At 42.9% G+C, this 19787-nt stretch carries 13 protein-coding genes, 1 tRNA gene, 3 rRNA genes and 1 pseudogene; 5 read left to right on the plus strand and 13 right to left on the minus strand.

Annotation, left to right across the window (positions count from 1 at the left end; translation table 11 throughout):
* Nucleotides 1-169: 169 nt before the first annotated feature.
* Nucleotides 170-1527: pseudogene (locus ACRWQM_RS17855) on the plus strand (sigma-54 interaction domain-containing protein).
* Here the strand turns inward: ACRWQM_RS17855 and ACRWQM_RS17860 are convergent.
* The 7 genes from ACRWQM_RS17860 to ACRWQM_RS17890 form a co-directional block, all read right to left on the minus strand.
* Nucleotides 1524-3194, minus strand: coding sequence for a diacylglycerol kinase family protein (locus tag ACRWQM_RS17860; protein ID WP_434930798.1), 1671 nt, complete (start codon nt 3192-3194; stop codon nt 1524-1526). The pseudogene ACRWQM_RS17855 and the gene ACRWQM_RS17860 overlap by 4 nt on opposite strands.
* Nucleotides 3195-3255: 61 nt before the next feature.
* Nucleotides 3256-3450 carry a hypothetical protein gene (locus ACRWQM_RS17865; protein ID WP_434930799.1) on the minus strand — a complete coding sequence of 65 codons (195 nt, stop codon included), beginning with the start codon at nt 3448-3450 and terminating at the stop codon, nt 3256-3258.
* 74 nt (nt 3451-3524) lie between these two features.
* Nucleotides 3525-3701, minus strand: coding sequence for a DUF1328 domain-containing protein (locus tag ACRWQM_RS17870; protein WP_434927711.1), 177 nt, complete (start codon nt 3699-3701; stop codon nt 3525-3527).
* Nucleotides 3702-4128: 427 nt separating this feature from the next.
* On the minus strand, nt 4129-5310 hold the full coding sequence (locus ACRWQM_RS17875; RefSeq protein WP_434927710.1) for an NAD(P)/FAD-dependent oxidoreductase: 1182 nt from the start codon (nt 5308-5310) through the stop codon (nt 4129-4131).
* A gap of 124 nt (nt 5311-5434) precedes the next feature.
* Nucleotides 5435-6451 carry an NAD(P)H-dependent glycerol-3-phosphate dehydrogenase gene (gene gpsA / locus ACRWQM_RS17880; protein ID WP_434927709.1) on the minus strand — a complete coding sequence of 339 codons (1017 nt, stop codon included), beginning with the start codon at nt 6449-6451 and terminating at the stop codon, nt 5435-5437.
* A 3-nt stretch (nt 6452-6454) separates the two neighbouring features.
* Nucleotides 6455-6940: a protein-export chaperone SecB gene (gene secB / locus ACRWQM_RS17885; protein ID WP_226412160.1), complete on the minus strand. Its 486-nt coding sequence runs from the start codon at nt 6938-6940 to the stop codon at nt 6455-6457.
* Between the two features lie 206 nt (nt 6941-7146).
* Complete coding sequence (locus ACRWQM_RS17890; protein ID WP_434930800.1) at nt 7147-7581, minus strand: rhodanese-like domain-containing protein; 435 nt, start codon at nt 7579-7581, stop codon at nt 7147-7149.
* Between the two features lie 339 nt (nt 7582-7920).
* On the opposite strand from ACRWQM_RS17890, the gene gpmM reads away from it, so the two are divergent.
* The 4 genes from gpmM to ACRWQM_RS17910 are packed head-to-tail and all read left to right on the plus strand — an operon-like array spanning nt 7921 to nt 12641.
* Entirely contained in the window at nt 7921-9465 is a 1545-nt protein-coding gene (gene gpmM / locus ACRWQM_RS17895; protein WP_434930801.1) for a 2,3-bisphosphoglycerate-independent phosphoglycerate mutase, read from the plus strand.
* A 10-nt stretch (nt 9466-9475) separates the two neighbouring features.
* Entirely contained in the window at nt 9476-10609 is a 1134-nt protein-coding gene (locus ACRWQM_RS17900; protein ID WP_434930802.1) for a murein hydrolase activator EnvC family protein, read from the plus strand.
* A gap of 35 nt (nt 10610-10644) precedes the next feature.
* A complete protein-coding gene (locus ACRWQM_RS17905) occupies nt 10645-11856 on the plus strand; it encodes a S41 family peptidase (protein WP_434927705.1) in 1212 nt (403 codons plus the stop codon).
* A gap of 29 nt (nt 11857-11885) precedes the next feature.
* Nucleotides 11886-12641, plus strand: a complete 756-nt coding sequence (locus tag ACRWQM_RS17910) for a divergent polysaccharide deacetylase family protein (RefSeq protein ID WP_434927704.1) — start codon at nt 11886-11888, stop codon at nt 12639-12641.
* On the opposite strand, the gene ACRWQM_RS17915 is transcribed toward ACRWQM_RS17910, so the two are convergent.
* The 6 genes from ACRWQM_RS17915 to ACRWQM_RS17940 all read right to left on the minus strand — a co-directional run bounded on the left by ACRWQM_RS17915 (nt 12616) and on the right by ACRWQM_RS17940 (nt 19247).
* Nucleotides 12616-13071 (minus strand): Rrf2 family transcriptional regulator, encoded by a 456-nt coding sequence (locus ACRWQM_RS17915; RefSeq protein ID WP_434927703.1) that lies wholly within the window; start codon nt 13069-13071, stop codon nt 12616-12618. The genes ACRWQM_RS17910 and ACRWQM_RS17915 overlap by 26 nt on opposite strands.
* A gap of 34 nt (nt 13072-13105) precedes the next feature.
* A complete protein-coding gene (locus tag ACRWQM_RS17920; RefSeq protein WP_434930803.1) occupies nt 13106-13357 on the minus strand; it encodes a YkgJ family cysteine cluster protein in 252 nt (83 codons plus the stop codon).
* Nucleotides 13358-13972: 615 nt separating this feature from the next.
* Nucleotides 13973-14049: transfer RNA gene (locus ACRWQM_RS17925), tRNA-Asp, on the minus strand.
* A gap of 94 nt (nt 14050-14143) precedes the next feature.
* Nucleotides 14144-14259 (minus strand): 5S ribosomal RNA (gene rrf / locus ACRWQM_RS17930).
* Between the two features lie 144 nt (nt 14260-14403).
* Nucleotides 14404-17306, minus strand: a 23S ribosomal RNA gene (locus tag ACRWQM_RS17935).
* A 396-nt stretch (nt 17307-17702) separates the two neighbouring features.
* Nucleotides 17703-19247: ribosomal RNA gene (locus ACRWQM_RS17940) — 16S ribosomal RNA — on the minus strand.
* The 16S, 23S and 5S rRNA genes sit together here with 1 tRNA gene alongside, the layout of an rRNA operon.
* Nucleotides 19248-19787 lie beyond the last annotated feature (540 nt).

Here is a 19787-nt window from a genome sequence, read left to right on the forward strand (position 1 = left end):
CATAATTCGTACACAACACTGAAAAACCATTAAAAAATTGATTAATAAGTTATTATTTGCAAAACCTTCTCGACACAAACAACATGTTAAGAAAAAGTTACCGATTGTTATTGTCAAATTTACAAAGTTGCCATTAGTTAAATGAGCACCAAAAAGGAGTAACACTGACATGGCCGGTCCTATCTTGTTTTACCACTTGCTTCATCCTCAAACAGCTACACGGCTCTTACAAGTAGCTAGTTGTAGGCATTTCAATAAAATAGCGAGTATTACTGAGCTCCCTTGGCCAACACAACTTGAGGCGAGTAACGCAGATGTGGCAATTATTGAAGTATCTCAATTAAGCCAAGCTGATTATGCCAGCCTTACAGGTAACGCCTTAATGTCTGACATTGAATTTATCTTTTTAAGTGAAGGGAAACCCAACCCTAACCTTGATAAATTAATGTCAGAAGGTGCTGGCTACCATTTTAGACAGCCATACGATATGGAACTCATTGATGACACCCTAAGTGATTTCGCTCAAGACTTATTACTAGAATCATCTAAACGCCAGCAGGTATTATCCAGTGAGTTAGATCAATATGGATTACTCGTTGGCTCATCCCGTGCTATGCATAAGCTGTATCGCACTGTTCGCAAAGTCGCGGTGACAGAAAGCAATGTATTAATTGTTGGCGAGAGTGGTGCAGGTAAAGAATTAGTCGCTAACACTATTCATCTTGCAAGTAACAGATCAAACGAACCTTTTATTGCAATTAACTGTGGTGCACTCAGTCCGGAATTAGTCGACAGCGAGCTATTTGGTCACACTAAAGGGGCTTTTACCGGTGCACACCGTGATCATCGTGGGGTATTTGATCAAGCTGAAGGCGGGACGTTATTTCTAGATGAAATTACTGAAATGCCCATTGATCATCAAGTGAAATTATTAAGGGTATTAGAGAATAGCGAATATCGCCCCATTGGCAGTGCCAGTATAAAAAAGGCCAATGTACGCATTATCGCTGCAACTAATCGTGATCCTGCTAGCGCTATTGAGCATGGTCTTTTTCGTGAGGATTTATACTTCAGACTAGCTCATTTTCCTATTCGCGTTCCACCACTTCGTGATAGAGGTGATGATATTTTCGGGTTGGCAAAACATTTTTTAGCCTATAGAAATGTCACTGAAAAACTCAATAAAATCTTTACGCCAGAAGCTGTCAGTTTTATTCAACAACAGCGTTGGGCAGGTAATGTGCGTGAGTTAAAGCATGCCATTGAAAGAGCTTATATTCTCGCTGACGATACGATTGACAGAAGTCATTTCAACATACTTGAAACCGAATCTAAGCCAGAAAATACCACAGATAAGATTATAGTACCCGCTGGTATGCGTTTAGATGAAATAGAAAAGGTCGCTATTTATCAAGCGCTAGAGCAAGCTGACGGTAACAAAAAGATACCGCCGAACAACTGGGTATAAGCGTTAAAACCTTGTATAACAAACTCAGTAAGTATGAAGATAAAGGCAGTGCCGATTAACGCCTCAAAATCGGGCTGGTTTTAGGCACAAAAACCTTCAATGATTTCGGCACAACCTCTACCGTGACATCATTAGATTCAAAAAGCTCTCCATCAATCACATAATGTATTTTTTGTTGAGCTGTTAAGTATATTTTTTTAGCTTGGGCATGATGTATTGCATCAGACTCAAGCTTGTTATTAGTTTGGTTCCACAGACGCGTAATCCCAGTAAATAATAAATCGACCAAACTCAGTAGCTGCTCTTGTGATGACTCTGTCGGCTCAATCCAAGTAATATCTAATAGTCCATCAATGATATTAGGCTCGCCATTACCCTGTGCGAGTAAACTGCTGAAAGGTGCTGAATTGGCAATCACTATACTGGTAGTATCAATGGTATGTGTTTTACCATCATCTAATTGCATAGACAAAGATAATGGCTGATTTTCATCAATGGCATCCCATAGGCCACTCAAATAAGCAAACTGACCCGACTCATTTTTTTTATCTCGATTAGCAGTTTCAATCATCTTATGTTCAAAACCAATACCCACTAGCAATAGCATTATCCGTTCATTACATATTGCGGTATCAATAGGTTGATAATGGCCTTGAATCAAAATATCCACGGCTTGAGCAACAGGGATCACCTTACTGCCGACACCAAATAAGGTATGAGCCAAGGCATTTGTCGTCCCCATCGGAATAATACCTAATGTCATTGTGGTGTTTACCAATATCGAAGCAACTTCATTAACCGTACCGTCCCCCCCACAGGCTACAACTATATCTGCCCCGCACTTAACGGCTTCACGGGCTTGTACTGCAGCATCTTTATCTTCTGTCGTCTCAAGCAGCTTTACTCGATAATAGCTCGATAAGGTTTGTTGAATATATTCAGCATCATCTTGCCACTTGCCACCACCCGATACAGGATTAGCAATTAAATAGAGTGTTTTATTAATTTTAATTCGATTTTGTTGGTACATTTGGGATACTTTTGTAAATTGCCATTTATTCAAACGAGCGGTATGGCGAATTTCATTAATAGAATGCAACACATCCTCTAAATTACTTTTGCTATCGCGACAAGCAAGATAAGAAGCTAGCACGAGTACTGACCGTCCACGGCCTAGTGCACAATGTACTACAACCTTTTTACCGTTAAGTACCTGGTTATTTAGCCAATTTATCGCCTGATTAAGTTGTGCTTCCGAGGGGACACTATGATCTAAAACAGGCACATTTAAATAATCAATATCTTCAGCCAATAATGTGCCATCTAATGCATCAAATTCAGCCGTCACATCTAGAATGGCATCAACCCCTTGGGTTTTAAGGTATTCAATATCAGAAGGAAATAGACGGCATGCTAAATAGAGTTGATCTTCAATTTTTTGAATTGCGGGTACTTTATCGTGTTTTCTTGCCCAGGCATTATAAACCTGACACCCCAATAGAAAAGGGACAAATCCCCAGCTGATATACCAAGGAATTGAACCATTTTGTTTTTTACGAAAAACACCACCAGCATTAAACCAATAAGCAAAACTCACTAAACCCAAAGAGAATGCTAACCAACCAATAAAAAATTTAGCCCATGGTGAATTAAATAACACACACAAAAGCGCAGCTAATAAAGCCCCGCCTGTGTAGTAATACTTAATATTTATCTTGGTTAACATATAAGCGTCCTATTTTAAAAACAACAGAAATCAGCGCATTATTGTGCGCTGCCTAGTATCTTTAACAGTTAGGGTCTTCTGCTTTAAGACCTTCCTTTACGTCTTCACACGCGTCTTCAACTGCATTACCGGCGTCTGTCATCATCTCATCAACTTTTTCACCCGCATTTTCAGCTTTGTTATCAGAGCACGCGATCATGCCTACTGTTGTTAATCCTAATAAAATCATCATGCTTAATTTTTTTAGTAAATTCATATTGATCTCCTTGACCATGAGGCCATTCCATTTGTAGTTTATGTATTAAATTATAAGGCGTCACTTGTATCATGTTATGCCCTAGGTGCTTTACCTCGTATTGCACTTGCTACTAAAGAGATAACAAGTAACACAATAAAAATAAAGAAGATTATTTTCGCAATACCGGCAGCAGTACCAGCAATACCACCAAAACCTAACACCCCTGCAATGATAGCAATAACTAAAAACATCAATGTCCAACCTAACATAAGAAACCTCCTTGAGTATGGGACGATCAATAACGCACAAAAACAAACTAGTATTAATGAACAACTGTTTGTGTATCATTTAACTACTTTATACCAAGCCAACTTCATGCCAACCTTAAAAAAACCAACTAAGAGCCTAATAAGTAAAGAAAATAAATTCAAATCCTTTATTTCAATATCATTAACAAACTCAGTTATTGGCAATAATTACCGACAATTCGGTAAGAGTTTCACATTAATTATGGGGAAAGGAGCATTCCAATAAATTATTGGGGATATCGACGAAAAATCGAGGTGGTTACAACAAGATGACGAAGAGGCATTAGAAAAAGTATGAATAAAAAAACGATTGATTAAAGGAAAAACGACCTAAAGTTATAAAGCAGAGTTCCTCTGTATTTTGACAAAAGAACTCATAAAAAACTCTTTAAACAGCTAACCCCGCCGCAACGCCAGATGACCATGCCCATTGAAAATTAAACCCTCCTAACCAACCACTTACATCCATTACCTCACCAATGAAATACAAACCTGGTACCTTATTGGCTTGCATGGTTTTTGATGACAACTCATTAGTATCAACACCACCCAAGGTAACCTCTGCAGTGCGATAGCCTTCTGTACCATTCATGACAATAGACCAGTCATTTAACTCACTAGCCAGCGTTTCACGCTCGCCATGACCCAGTTGATTTAACGCTTTATCCAATTGCGCTTCTTCAAATAAGGCCTCAACTAATCGTTTCGGTAGCCATTGGCTAAGGGTATTTCGCAGGCTTTGTTTCGGATGATGTTTCAGTGCGAATTCGATTTTATCTAGCGCATTCTCACCCGGTAATAAATTGATAGAAATTGCCTCACCTGGTTGCCAGTAATTTGAAATTTGTAGCACTGCTGGGCCTGATAGGCCACGATGAGTAAACAGTAAGGCCTCACTAAATTGAGTGCCATCTTGAGCGGTAATGGTTGTCGGCACAGCAATACCCGATAACGGCTCAAAGCGCACTTTTTGTTCGGCATGCCACGTAAATGGAACTAAGCCAGCACTGGTAGGCAGTACCTTTAAACCAAACTGTTCTGCAATTTTATAGCCATATGGTGTCGCGCCAAGTTTAGGCATTGATAAGCCGCCTGTTGCGATAACTAACGACTCGCAACTAAAATCACCATTTGAGGTAGTTAAATTAAATCCTGTATCTGTTTTAGTAACAGATAGCATTTCAGTTCGCAGCTGAACCTTTGCCCCTGCCCATTCGCACTCGGTCATCAGCATGGTGACTATTTCTTTGGCTGAGTCATTACAGAATAACTGCCCGTGATCACGCTCTTGGTATTCAATACCATGACGTTCAACCAGCTCAATAAAATCGCTTGAACGATAGCGAGCTAATGCCGATTTGACAAAGTGGGGGTTACCACAAAGAAACTGATTTGGTTCAACCTTTTGATTAGTGAAGTTACATCGTCCACCACCACTGATAAGTATTTTACGGCCAGCTTGTTTGGCGTTGTCTAGCACGAGGACATCACGACCACGATAACCCGCAGTTGCAGCACACATTAATCCTGCCGCGCCGGCGCCGATAATAATTACGTCATGATGTTTCACGTTTTACTCCACACTTTAAATGGGTTGTTTTGTATTTAATTGATAAATATTAAATGCAAAAAAGGATGCTATTTTAGCATCCTTTTTGGTATCTACTCACGGTTAACTTAGCCGCTCTGTTGCACTATTTTTTCAGTGTTTCAGATTTTTTGTCTCGACTGAGTAACTCTTTTGCTGCTTCAACCGGTGCTTTACCTTGGTATAACACTTGGTAAATTTGCTCGGTGATCGGCATTTCTACCCCTAGGCGTTTGGCTAAGGTAAACACTTCTTTAGTGTTTCGGTAACCTTCGACTACTTGACCGATTTCTTCTTGGGCGGTGATCACGTCTTTGCCTTGACCTAAAGCCAAACCAAAACGACGATTACGCGACTGATTATCGGTACAGGTTAATACCAAATCACCTAAACCCGCCATCCCCATGAAGGTTGATGCATCGGCGCCGATAGCTTCACCTAAACGGCTTAGTTCAACTAAACCACGAGTGATGAGTGCGGTACGTGCATTTGCACCAAAGCCAATACCGTCAGACATACCAGCACCAATAGCGATAACATTTTTTACCGCTCCACCAAGCTGAATACCAGTGAAATCATCATTGGCATATACACGTAAACGTTTAGGGCTATGTAAAAGCTCAACTAAGTCATGGGTGAACTGCGGACAAGTACCCGCTACCGATATTGCTGTTGGTAAACCTGCGGCTAATTCTTTAGCAAATGTAGGGCCAGACAATACCGCTAGGGGATATTGCTCACCCAATTGTTCACGTGCTACATCTTGTAATAAGCGGCCTGTTTCAGGCTCTAAACCTTTGGTCGCCCACACAATACGAGCATCACTGCGCAACAAGGGTTTGGCTTGCTTTAATACATCACCAAAAACATGACTTGGCACAACCACTAACACATTTTTACTAGCAGCTAAGGCTTTAGCTAAATCAAGTTCAATGTGCAAACAGTCAGGGAATGTTATTCCGGGTAGGTAAGCTTCATTGCTGCGCGAATCGGCCAATGCCTGCATGCGCTTGGGATCGTGTCCCCACAATAAGGTTTTATGGCCATTGCTTGCTAAAGAAATAGCAAGGGCGGTGCCATAAGACCCCGCCCCTAATACCGTTATTTCGGCAGTGCTGCTCATCACTTACGCGTTAGCTTCAGCTGGCGCTTCTGCAGCAGCCGCTTGACGCTGTTGAACATATTGAGCAAATAGTGCATCAAAGTTCACAGGCGCTAAGTTAAGTTGTGGGAAAGTACCACGAGCAACTAAACCAGAAACAGTTTCACGAGCATATGGGAACAATACGTTAGGGCAATAAGCGCCTAAAGAATGTGCTAATTGTGGCTCTGTTAAGCCAACGATAGAGAAAATACCCGCTTGCTGAACTTCACATAAGAAAGCTGTTTCGTCGCCATTTTTAGCGGTAACAGTTAAAGAAAGTACCACTTCATAAGTATCGTCAGATAACTTAGTACTGCGCGTGTCTAAGTCTAACTTAACTTCTGGGTTCCACTCTTTTTGGAAAACAGCTGGGCTGTTTGGTGTTTCAAAAGACAAATCCTTTGTATAAACACGCTGAATGTTAAACTGTGGTGCAATTGCTTCGTTGTTTGCTATTTCTTCAGCCATGATATCCTACCTATATAATGTTATTTTTCGCTTTTCTGTGGAGCGAATATGGTGTTGGGCTAATAAATGAGGGTAACCTCGCCTTGCCCCTAAAGTCGACCAAACAGCGAAATGCGATTAAGCATCGTTGCTAGTAAGATCAAAAACTAATAGTGTCGATTTTTACTCAACACTATGTTTTTACTGCAATATGATGAACCTAGTGACTATCTCTTGCTTTTGACAACTGGCATATTTGCTGATTGCCAATCACCCATACCACCTTTAAGGTTATATACGTTTTCAAAGCCTTGTTTAACAAGAAGTTGAGCCGCTTGAGAAGATGTCATGCCAGCGTTACATACTAATATAATGGGGCTGGTTTTAAACTTTTCAAGACTTGTAGCCTGATTATTTTTAATTTCAGACAATGGCACGTTAATAGAATCAACGATATGGCCTTTTTTAAACTCTTCTTTGCCACGCACATCGACAACTTTAGCGTCTTGCTTGTTCATCATTAGCGTGAGTTCATGATTGTTAACGGTCTTTACTTTTGATGTACTTGATTTGAATGTCGTCACAATTAAAGCAAAAAATAAGCCAGCCCAAGCCAAAGACAACATTGGGTTTGCTCTTAAAAATTCAATATATTCTTGCATGGTCACTGCCTATAACGTATCGAGCTAAGATTAATTTGGCCAAGAGTATATACCCAAACAAGCTTAAGATACAGGGCTCAGAGTGACATCAAAGTGGTTAGGTAAGATTCAATCTTGGTGGATATGTTAATTACCTTTCAGACAATTTTTCACACAGAATTACGTACCTCAAACAAGGTCAAAAAGTGTTAATTGCGTAAACACTCACATATAAATGAAATTTAATCACCCGTTAGGGCAATCGAGAACCTAAGCCTGTTGCCAACAGCTAATAAGTAGTAATATTTATCCAATTTCATTTTTAACTTCATCTTTAACACTTTAAATAAGGGTACTTCCATGACGACAACTAAACGTCCGCTGGCACTGCTTATTCTTGATGGCTGGGGCTATCGTGAAAATCCGCAAGATAATGCGATATTTCACGCTAACACTCCGGTCTTGGATAAGTTAACAGCCACCTATGCTAACAGCTTAATTTCAGGTTCAGGTCTTGATGTAGGCTTACCTGATGGCCAAATGGGTAACTCTGAAGTTGGCCATATCAATATTGGTTCTGGTCGCATTGTTTATCAAGAACTAACGCGGATCAGTAAAGCCATTGAAGATAATGAGTTTGAACAGAACCAAACTCTGGTTGATGCGGTAGATAAAGCTATAGCAGCAGACGGTGCGGTTCATATTATGGGGCTGTTATCACCCGGCGGCGTTCATAGCCATGAGCAACACATAGAAGCAATGTGCCGCATGGCGGTTTCCCGTGGTGCTAAAGCCGTTTACTTGCACGCCTTCTTAGATGGCCGAGATACTCCACCAAGAAGCGCCAAAGGCAGTATTGAGCACTTTAATACTGTTTTTGCCGAAATAGGAACAGGTCGTATTGCATCCTTAATTGGACGATACTTCGCATTAGATCGTGATAATCGTTGGGATCGAGTCTCGCAAGCTTATGAACTGATTACTGAAGGCAAAGGTAAGTTTGACTATACGAACTCAGTCGATGCACTTGAAGCCGCTTATGTTCGTGATGAAAATGATGAATTTGTTGCCGCATCGGCTATTGTTGATGCAACTGGCCAGGCAGCGACACTAAATGACAACGATGCATTAATTTTCATGAATTTCCGCGCAGATCGTGCACGTCAAATTAGCCGCAGCTTTGTTAATCCAGATTTTGATGGCTTTGTTCGTCATAAAACACCCCAAATTAACTTTGTCATGTTGACCCAATACGCTGACGATATTAAAGCACCTGTGGCGTTTGAATCAGACAATCTTGTTAATACACTTGGTGAAACACTGCAAAAACAAGGTAAAACTCAGCTACGTATTTCTGAAACAGAAAAGTATGCCCATGTAACCTTCTTTTTCAATGGTGGTAAAGAAGCACCATTTGACGGAGAAGACCGTATTTTAATTGAGTCACCTAAAGTGGCTACCTATGATTTACAACCAGAAATGAACTCAACTGAGCTCACCGACAAGCTGGTAGGCGCGATTGAATCAAACAAATACGACGTGATCATGTGTAACTACCCTAATGGCGATATGGTGGGTCATACTGGCAAGTTTGATGCTGCAGTAAAAGCGTGTGAAGCAGTTGACGCGTGTATTGGTCGAGTAGTAGAAGCATTAGCCAAAGTAGGGGGTGAATGTATTATCACCGCTGATCACGGTAACGCAGAGCAAATGACCGATCCAGCTACTGGTCAAGCCCATACTGCGCACACAAGTGAATTAGTTCCTTTCATCTATGTCGGTCGTGATGCTACTATCAAACCTAACGGCCGCTTATGTGACATCGCACCAACGATGTTAACGTTAATGGGGCAAAGTGTGCCAACCGAAATGACCGGCCGCTGTATCATTGACTTAAAAGAGTAATTAATTACCTGTGATAATTCGTTTCTTTGTTAAAGCCAGCATTTTCGCTGGCTTTATAATACTATCCTATGCCGCAACAGGCGCCGACCTCAGCAAACGTCAGTCTGAGTTAAAGTCTATTCAGACACAAATCAATGCGCAGCAAAATGATTTAAAAAACACCTCAAAACAACGAGAAAAACTCATCACATTACTTAAAAAAGATGAGCAAGCCATTGCACGCGCGGCAAGCAGGGTAAATGAAACTCAAACCTCATTAAAAAACATCAGCAGCCAACTTATTGATTTAGAAAAACAACAGAAAAGCTTAACGGCACAAAAAATTGGCCAACAAAAAACGTTATCAAAGCAGCTATCTAGCGCTTATTTAGCCGGGAACCATGATTACAGTAAGATGATGCTCAATCAGCAAAATCCTGCAACCATTGAACGCATGCTGGCTTACTATCAATATTTAAATAACGCGCGCATCAAAGCGATAAGTAAACTAAAAACCACTAGCGAGCAATTAGTTGAAGTTCAAAACAAACAAGTCAAAAAGCAGCAGCAACTGAACACTGTAATGATTGACCAGAAGCAACAAGCTAAACAGTTAAGTAATGAACAAAATCAACGCCAGCAAACCCTAACTCAAATTCAACGCACCTTATCCAACAAAGGTGCTCAGCTAGAACAATTACAAATTGAAGAGGCCAGTTTAAAGCGTATTGTTGAACAAGCTGTTGTTACGGCAAAAGCCAACCCATTAATGGATGGGCTTGAGAATAGAAAAGGTAAGCTAAGCTGGCCAACAAAAGGTCGCATGAGTGAGCGTTTTGGCAGCAACCGTTCTGGTCAAATAAAATGGAAAGGTGCTGTATTAACCGCACCTGAAGGGCAAAATATTAAAGCTGTTGCCGCGGGTAAAGTGATATATGCCGATTGGTTACGAGGTTTTGGTATGGTGATGGTACTTGACCACGGTAAAGGCTATATGAGTCTATACGGCCATGCTCAAACCCTATTTAAGGAGGCTGGAGACAGTGTAAATGATGGCGAATCGATTGCTTTAGTCGGTCGTTCAGGTGGACAGACCGAACCTAGCCTATACTTTGAGATAAGACATAAAGGGCAAGCGGTCGATCCAGCAAGATACTGTCGCTAGGATAACGCAAACTGCCCATAGTTATCGGGGCTGTTATGCATCAAATCATCCGTTATATTAGTTGCTTTATACTTGGCGTGTGCGTGGCACTTTCGATCAGCATTTCAAGTTTAGAGCACGCAAACTCCAAGCCTGCCTATTATGACTTTGACTACCCACTTTTAATCGATGTTATTGATACTGTTGAAACTTACTACGTAGATAAAATAGATCGTCAGCAACTGATTGATGCCGCAATAAAAGGGATATTTACAGAACTTGACCCCTACTCTGGATTCCTAACTCATGAAGATTTTCAGGCGATAAACGACTCTAACAAAGGTGAGTATTTTGGCTTTGGGTTTGAAGTCGCAACTGACCAGGACAAAATTACCATCATAACTCCCTTTAAAAATTCACCGGCTGAACGTGCGGGTATTAAAGCGGGCGATAAGATTATCAAGCTTAATGATACGCTTGTTGATGCCACAAACCTGCAAATGGTGCTAACCGAAATCAGACAATATAGTAATAATAATCAGCCTATCTCATTAAGCCTTCAACCCATTGCGACTAAAACGCCGATTCAAATCACCTTACAACCAGACTTTATCCACATCAATTCTATAAACAGTAAAATTATTGATGGTGACATTGGTTATTTGCATCTGACAAGCTTCCAGGAAGATGCAACCGATGCGATAAGTAAACAAGCAATAAAATGGCAGCATATACCTCTAAGAGGAATAATTTTAGATTTACGCAATAACCCAGGCGGGCTACTAGACCAGGCAATTAGTATTGCAGATTTATTTCTTGATCATGGTCGAATAGTGACCACTACAGGACGTATTTTTGATGCAAATGAAGACTACTATGCCTCTTCAGATACTATTTTTGCTAAGATCCCCATGGTCGTGTTGATTAATAAAGGTTCAGCATCGGCTTCTGAGGTTTTAGCAGCGGCGCTGCAAGAAAATCATCGCGCAACCCTATTAGGAGAAACCAGTTTTGGTAAAGGAACAGTCCAAAGCCTTATCCCCATACTTGGCCAAAGTAATGCCATCAAACTGACTATTGCTAATTACAGTACCCCTGATGGAAATAATATAAACACCATAGGCATTACCCCAGATATAGAAATATCAATTACTGCTGTTACAGATGAGATGAATATGCCTATAATCGGTACAGAAAAAATGTTAGATAATGATTACGATAAGCAAATCGACTCAGCTATCGCCTGGATAGATAGCAGAGAAAACTAAATAAAATCAAAAAGAAAATAATAATAACTGTGCGCTTTTTATTAATAATAATATTACAATTTGCCTGTTTTTCATCATTAAATGCAGCAAACCTAGCTATCATCATTGACGATATTGGATATCGTCAAACAGATGAGGCTGTTTTGTCTCTACCTCAAAATATTACCTTATCAGTCTTACCCCATACACCTTTAGGACAAAGACTAGCATTAGAAGGCCATAATAAGGGTCATGAGATAATGCTACATTTACCAATGCAGGCCTTGAGCGGCAATGCATTAGGCCCTGGTGGATTAACTAATGACATGAACGAGCAACAAGTTAAACACGAAATAACATCTGCCTTTGGAAATATCCCTTTTGCCCGCGGGGCGAATAATCATATGGGTAGCTTACTGACTCAATTAGACAAACCAATGTTATGGGTGATGGAAAGTTTAAAAAGCAAGCAAGCTTACTTTGTTGACAGTATGACAACCAAATACAGCAAGGCGAGTGATAAGGCAAAAGCAGTTGGAGTGCCATTATTGCAACGGCAAGTATTTTTAGATAATGACTTACGCCAACACGCACTTGAAAAGCAGTTCAAACAAATTATTTATCAAGCCAAACAGCAAGGTACACTGGTTGCTATCGCACACCCGTATCCTGAAACTATTGCCTACCTAAAGGCCAACCTCCCTAGATTAAAAGAAAATGGTATCGACTTAGTACACACTTCAGATTTACTTGCGACCGATATCGCTAAAGTTTATTCAACTAGCTCATATCAAACACTGAGATAGATAAATCAGGTAAGGTAGCGATTAACTCAGATTTATTATTTACTATATCCGCTAAAGAATATTGATCCAATACCGCCAAATAAGCAGCAACCGCTTTTCCTAATACCCCTTTTAAATTACATACGGGAGTAAAACGACAAAATGGTTTTTCACAATTTACAGCTACTAATGAGGGCTCTAGTTGTCTAACCAACAAGCCTATTTGAATCTCATTAATAGCAATAGCTAATTTAAACCCACCACTTTTACCCCGAATAGTTTTTAAGTAACCTAACTTTCCAAGCTGATGGATAATTTTAGCAACATGATTTGATGATAAATCAAAAACGTTAGTTACCTCTGCAATACGGAACAAAGCTTCTCGCTCTGGTTGTACTGCAAGGTACATCAAAATGCGGATACCATAATCTGTATAGCGAGTTAATTGCATTGATAAACGATACTCGATAAAAGAAAAAACGACTTTAACATGTTGAACGCTCTAAATCATTGATCAACCATAAAGCTTGCTCATTTGAAGAGCCACAAACATCTATACTCGCAGAAAAACCACTACACACAATAGGCCTCTGTGGTTGACCAAAGATCATACATAGGTTTTTATCACTTAATTGAACACAACGGACACCTGCGGGTTTCCCCTCAGGCATCCCTAGAATAGCGCTCGTAATCGACGGCGAAATACAACATGCCCCACAACCTAACCGACAATCCATTCTAATCTCGTATAATAAAGTAACCAATTATATATCTGATATCTCTTTAAAAGAAACACTAACAGTTATAGATCACCAATCAACACATTTAAAAAAAGACTGGTGTTATAAACTACATGGATTGATAACAAAGTCGATGAACATCTCAAAAGTAATACTATCAAAAAATACCGAATACCTTTATAGCCAACAAAATTACCACACTAGCTTATGAATTACACACACGAAAAAGGCCTTTGCATTGCTGCAAAGGCCTTCGTCTTAAGTTGGCGGAGCGGACGCTGCTGGTAACAAGAGTGAACCCGCGACCTCCGGCGTGACAGGCCGCTGTCTCGAATCGATGTCTCGAAAAAGCCTTAACCAACAGAACTATTACCCATATTTTTAAATTACACACACGAAAAAGGCCTTTGCATTGCTGCAAAGGCCTTCGTCTTAAGTTGGCGAAGCGGACGCTGCTGGTAACAAGAGTGAACCCGCGACCTCCGGCGTGACAGGCCGCTGTCTCGAATCGATGTCTCGAAAAAGCCTTAACCAACAGAACTATTACCCATATTTTTAAATTACACAAACGAAAAAGGCCTTTGCATTGCTGCAAAGGCCTTCGTCTTAAGTTGGCGGAGCGGACGGGACTCGAACCCGCGACCCCCGGCGTGACAGGCCGGTATTCTAACCAACTGAACTACCGCTCCTTTAGCAAATTGCTTGCGCACGATGCTAAATTCTTTTTAAGTCGCTGATATGTCACTATCAGTAGACTTCTCTTACTTAAAAGAGAAATTAGGCGCCTGGAAATGACCTACTCTCACATGGGGAGACCCCACACTACCATCGGCGATACTGTGTTTCACTTCTGAGTTCGGAATGGGATCAGGTGGTGCCGCAGCTCTATGGTTTCCAGACAAATTTGGTTATCTAACGCTATTTAACTAGCATTAAATAATAATTCGGAAAGCTGATTACTTTATCTGAGTTTGAGTCTCGTCACACTATTTAAGCGTCCCATTCTAATACTAAGTCGTATCAGTAAAACCCATCTGGGTTGTATGGTTAAGCCTCACGGGTCATTAGTACAAGTTAGCTCAACGCCTCACAACGCTTACACACCTTGCCTATCAACGTAGTAGTCTCCTACGGCCCTTTAGAGAGCTTAAAGCTCTAGGGATGACTCATCTTGGGGCTCGCTTCCCGCTTAGATGCTTTCAGCGGTTATCGATTCCGAACGTAGCTACCGGGCAATGCCATTGGCATGACAACCCGAACACCAGCGGTTCGTCCACTCCGGTCCTCTCGTACTAGGAGCAGCTCCCCTCAATCATCCAACGCCCACGGCAGATAGGGACCGAACTGTCTCACGACGTTCTGAACCCAGCTCGCGTACCACTTTAAATGGCGAACAGCCATACCCTTGGGACCGACTTCAGCCCCAGGATGTGATGAGCCGACATCGAGGTGCCAAACACCGCCGTCGATATGAACTCTTGGGCGGTATCAGCCTGTTATCCCCGGAGTACCTTTTATCCGTTGAGCGATGGCCCTTCCATTCAGAACCACCGGATCACTATGACCTACTTTCGTACCTGCTCGACGTGTATGTCTCGCAGTTAAGCTGGCTTATGCCATTGCACTAACCGTACGATGTCCGACCGTACTTAGCCAACCTTCGTGCTCCTCCGTTACTCTTTGGGAGGAGACCGCCCCAGTCAAACTACCCACCAGGCACTGTCCTCAACCCCGATAAGGGGCCAGAGTTAGAACATCAAAACTACAAGGGTGGTATTTCAAGATTGACTCCACTCCATCTAGCGACGAAGCTTCAAAGTCTCCCACCTATCCTACACATGTAGGTTCAATGTTCAGTGCCAAGCTATAGTAAAGGTTCACGGGGTCTTTCCGTCTAGCCGCGGGTATACGGCATCTTCACCGCAATTTCAACTTCACTGAGTCTCGGCTGGAGACAGCGTGGCCATCATTACGCCATTCGTGCAGGTCGGAACTTACCCGACAAGGAATTTCGCTACCTTAGGACCGTTATAGTTACGGCCGCCGTTTACCGGGGCTTCGATCATGAGCTTCTCTTGCGATAACCCAATCAATTAACCTTCCGGCACCGGGCAGGCGTCACACCGTATACGTCATCTTGCGATTTTGCACAGTGCTGTGTTTTTGATAAACAGTTGCAGCCACCTGGTATCTGCGACTGCCGTCAGCTTAGGGAGCAAGTCCCATCACCAACAGCAGCGTACCTTCTCCCGAAGTTACGGTACCATTTTGCCTAGTTCCTTCAGCCGAGTTCTCTCAAGCGCCTTGGTATTCTCTACCCGACCACCTGTGTCGGTTTGGGGTACGATCCCTACTAACCTGAAGCTTAGAAGATTTTCCTGGAAGCATGGCATCAACTACTTCATCACCTTAGTGACTCGTCATCAGCTCTCAACGTGTACATTTAAGTACGTGTTCCCGGATTTGCCTAAGAACACCGCCTACTACCTTAAACGCGGACTACCAACGCCGCGCTAGCCTAGCCTTCTCCGTCTCTCCATCGCAGTTAGCAGAGGTACAGAAATATTAATCTGTTTTCCATCGATTACGCCTTTCGGCCTCACCTTAGGGGTCGACTCACCCTGCCCCGATTAACGTTGGACAGGAACCCTTGGTCTTTCGGCGAGGGAGTTTTTCACTCCCTTTATCGTTACTCATGTCAGCATTCGCACTTCTGATACGTCCAGTGTGGGTTACCCCTTCACCTTCAACCGCTTACAGAACGCTCCTCTACCGCTTGCAGTAAACTGCAAACCCGTAGCTTCGGTGGTATGTTTAGCCCCGTTAAATCTTCCGCGCAGGCCGACTCGACTAGTGAGCTATTACGCTTTCTTTAAATGATGGCTGCTTCTAAGCCAACATCCTAGCTGTCTAAGCCTTCCCACATCGTTTCCCACTTAACATACACTTTGGGACCTTAGCTGACGGTCTGGGTTGTTTCCCTTTTGACAACGGACGTTAGCACCCGCTGTCTGTCTCCCGAGTAGTACTCATTGGTATTCGGAGTTTGCAAAGGGTTGGTAAGTCGGGATGACCCCCTAGCCTTAACAGTGCTCTACCCCCAATGGTATTCGCTCGAGGCGCTACCTAAATAGCTTTCGAGGAGAACCAGATATCTCCGAGTTTGATTGGCCTTTCACCCCCAGCCACAAGTCATCCGCTCATTTTTCAACATAAGTCGGTTCGGTCCTCCAGTTGATGTTACTCAACCTTCAACCTGCCCATGGCTAGATCACTCGGTTTCGGGTCTACGCCTTGCAACTAAACGCGCAGTTAACACTCGGTTTCCCTACGGCTCCGCTATTCGCTTAACCTCGCTACAAAACGTAAGTCGCTGACCCATTATACAAAAGGTACGCAGTCACGGTCTCAAGAACCGCTCCCACTGCTTGTACGTATACGGTTTCAGGTTCTATTTCACTCCCCTCACAGGGGTTCTTTTCGCCTTTCCCTCACGGTACTGGTTCACTATCGGTCAGTCAGGAGTATTTAGCCTTGGAGGATGGTCCCCCCATATTCAAACAGGATGTCACGTGTCCCGCCTTACTCGTTTTCATCTATGGTTAGTTTTCATGTACGGGGCTATCACCCTGTGCCGCTGAGCTTTCCAACTCATTCCACTAACACCCCATAGACTTAAGGGCTAATCCCCGTTCGCTCGCCGCTACTAGGGGAATCTCGGTTGATTTCTTTTCCTCTGGGTACTTAGATGTTTCAGTTCCCCAGGTTCGCCTCATACAGCTATGTATTCACTGTATGATGACCACTTATGTGGCCGGGTTTCCCCATTCGGATATCGTTAGCTCAAATGCTTATTACTAGCTCGCCAACGCTTTTCGCAAGTTATTACGTCCTTCATCGCCTCTGACTGCCAAGGCATCCACCGTATACGCTTAGTCACTTAACCATACAACCCAAATGAGTTTCACAACCCTTGTAAACAAGAGAATGAACTAATCAGACTGTATCGCAACTAGCTGGTTTTTACTTGTCTCACTCCCGACCAGGAAGTGTGACTCGCCTTAGTTTTTAGAATATTCAAGACACTTAAACAGTGTTTTGAGAACTCAAGATACTGATGCTTTCGCATCAATATTATTTTCGCACTAACGTAATCACACAAACGACAACGAATCATCATTCATGCGCCTTTAGTTAGTACTATCAGCTTTCCAAATTGTTAAAGAACAACACTTAACCGGCAAGCGGTGTGTTTCACTCTACTTCCGAAGAAGTTAACAAGTAATCTGTGTGAACACTCACATGCATCTCTGCACTTTAGGTATTGAGTTAGTCGTATAGGTAAGGAGGTGATCCAGCCCCAGGTTCCCCTAGGGCTACCTTGTTACGACTTCACCCCAGTCATGAACCACAAAGTGGTGAGCGTTCTCCCGAAGGTTAAACTACCCACTTCTTTTGCAGCCCACTCCCATGGTGTGACGGGCGGTGTGTACAAGGCCCGGGAACGTATTCACCGTGACATTCTGATTCACGATTACTAGCGATTCCGACTTCATGGAGTCGAGTTGCAGACTCCAATCCGGACTACGACGTACTTTGTGAGATTAGCTCCACCTCGCGGCTTTGCAACCCTCTGTATACGCCATTGTAGCACGTGTGTAGCCCTACTCGTAAGGGCCATGATGACTTGACGTCGTCCCCACCTTCCTCCGGTTTATCACCGGCAGTCTCCCTAAAGTTCCCGACATAACTCGCTGGCAAATAAGGATAGGGGTTGCGCTCGTTGCGGGACTTAACCCAACATTTCACAACACGAGCTGACGACAGCCATGCAGCACCTGTCTCAGAGTTCCCGAAGGCACTAAGCTATCTCTAGCGAATTCTCTGGATGTCAAGAGTAGGTAAGGTTCTTCGCGTTGCATCGAATTAAACCACATGCTCCACCGCTTGTGCGGGCCCCCGTCAATTCATTTGAGTTTTAACCTTGCGGCCGTACTCCCCAGGCGGTCTACTTAATGCGTTAGCTTGGGAGCCCAGTGACTAAGTCACCAAACTCCGAGTAGACATCGTTTACGGCGTGGACTACCAGGGTATCTAATCCTGTTTGCTCCCCACGCTTTCGTGCATGAGCGTCAGTCTTTGTCCAGGAGGCCGCCTTCGCCACCGGTATTCCTTCAGATATCTACGCATTTCACCGCTACACCTGAAATTCTACCTCCCTCTACAAGACTCTAGTTCCCCAGTTCCAAATGCAATTCCTAGGTTGAGCCCAGGGCTTTCACATCTGGCTTAAAAAACCGCCTGCGCACGCTTTACGCCCAGTAATTCCGATTAACGCTCGGACCCTCCGTATTACCGCGGCTGCTGGCACGGAGTTAGCCGGTCCTTCTTCTGTAGGTAACGTCACAGCAATAGTTTATTAAACTACTGCCTTTCCTCCCTACTGAAAGTGCTTTACAACCCGAAGGCCTTCTTCACACACGCGGCATGGCTGCATCAGGCTTTCGCCCATTGTGCAATATTCCCCACTGCTGCCTCCCGTAGGAGTCTGGGCCGTGTCTCAGTCCCAGTGTGGCTGATCATCCTCTCAGAACAGCTAGGGATCGTCGCCTTGGTGAGCCATTACCTCACCAACTAGCTAATCCCACCTAGGTTCATCCAATCGCGAAAGGCCCGAAGGTCCCCTCCTTTCCCCCGTAGGGCGTATGCGGTATTAGCAGTCGTTTCCAACTGTTATCCCCCTCGATTGGGCAGATCCCTAGGCATTACTCACCCGTCCGCCGCTCGCCGGCAAAGATAGCAAGCTATCTTCCCGCTGCCGCTCGACTTGCATGTGTTAGGCCTGCCGCCAGCGTTCAATCTGAGCCATGATCAAACTCTTCAATTAAAGTTTTTTGAAACCCGAAGGTTTCGGCTCAATGAATTCTGATTGCTTTATTAACCGAAGCTAACAAAGTCTTTTTGTACATATTGCTATGAACATTCATCGTTGCATTGAGTTTAAATTTTTTGATTGTTCTTCCTAAGAAGAAGCAATTTCGAATAACTCAATACCTGTGAATGTCCACACAGATTTCTTGTTTAAGTTTTTAAAGAGCGTTGATGTTGATTTTTCAAACATCGCCGTTGGACGCTAGGTCGTTGGCTTGGGCTGCGTATTCTACAGACCCTGTTGTCAGCGTCAAGTGTTTTTTCAAACTTTCTTTTCGCTGTTGATTTGATGATGAAACCGAAGTTTTTATCCTTTCAAATCAACCTAACTCGTCACTTTGCTTTCGCGCTGTGCCGTGTCAGTGGATGCGCATTATAGGGAGATTCTGAGGCAGTGCAAGGGCTTTTAATAAGTTTTTTATTAAAATAGCATTGATGGGGCATTTTTTGGGCGAAACGCACAAAAAAGGGACTATTAGTCCCTTTTTCATATGCT

It is taken from the genome of Shewanella sp. HL-SH5 (assembly GCF_051163755.1).
GTDB lineage: Bacteria > Pseudomonadota > Gammaproteobacteria > Enterobacterales > Shewanellaceae > Shewanella > Shewanella glacialimarina.

Coding starts and splice junctions, on each gene's coding strand:
- ACRWQM_RS17860 (WP_434930798.1), bottom strand. CDS start 3,194: ATGTTAACCAAGATAAATATTAAGTATTACTACACAGGCGGGGCTTTA.
- ACRWQM_RS17865 (WP_434930799.1), bottom strand. CDS start 3,450: ATGAATTTACTAAAAAAATTAAGCATGATGATTTTATTAGGATTAACA.
- ACRWQM_RS17870 (WP_434927711.1), bottom strand. CDS start 3,701: ATGTTAGGTTGGACATTGATGTTTTTAGTTATTGCTATCATTGCAGGG.
- gpsA (WP_434927709.1), bottom strand. CDS start 6,451: ATGAGCAGCACTGCCGAAATAACGGTATTAGGGGCGGGGTCTTATGGC.
- secB (WP_226412160.1), bottom strand. CDS start 6,940: ATGGCTGAAGAAATAGCAAACAACGAAGCAATTGCACCACAGTTTAAC.
- ACRWQM_RS17890 (WP_434930800.1), bottom strand. CDS start 7,581: ATGCAAGAATATATTGAATTTTTAAGAGCAAACCCAATGTTGTCTTTG.
- gpmM (WP_434930801.1), top strand. CDS start 7,921: ATGACGACAACTAAACGTCCGCTGGCACTGCTTATTCTTGATGGCTGG.
- ACRWQM_RS17905 (WP_434927705.1), top strand. CDS start 10,645: ATGCATCAAATCATCCGTTATATTAGTTGCTTTATACTTGGCGTGTGC.
- ACRWQM_RS17915 (WP_434927703.1), bottom strand. CDS start 13,071: ATGCAATTAACTCGCTATACAGATTATGGTATCCGCATTTTGATGTAC.
- ACRWQM_RS17920 (WP_434930803.1), bottom strand. CDS start 13,357: ATGGATTGTCGGTTAGGTTGTGGGGCATGTTGTATTTCGCCGTCGATT.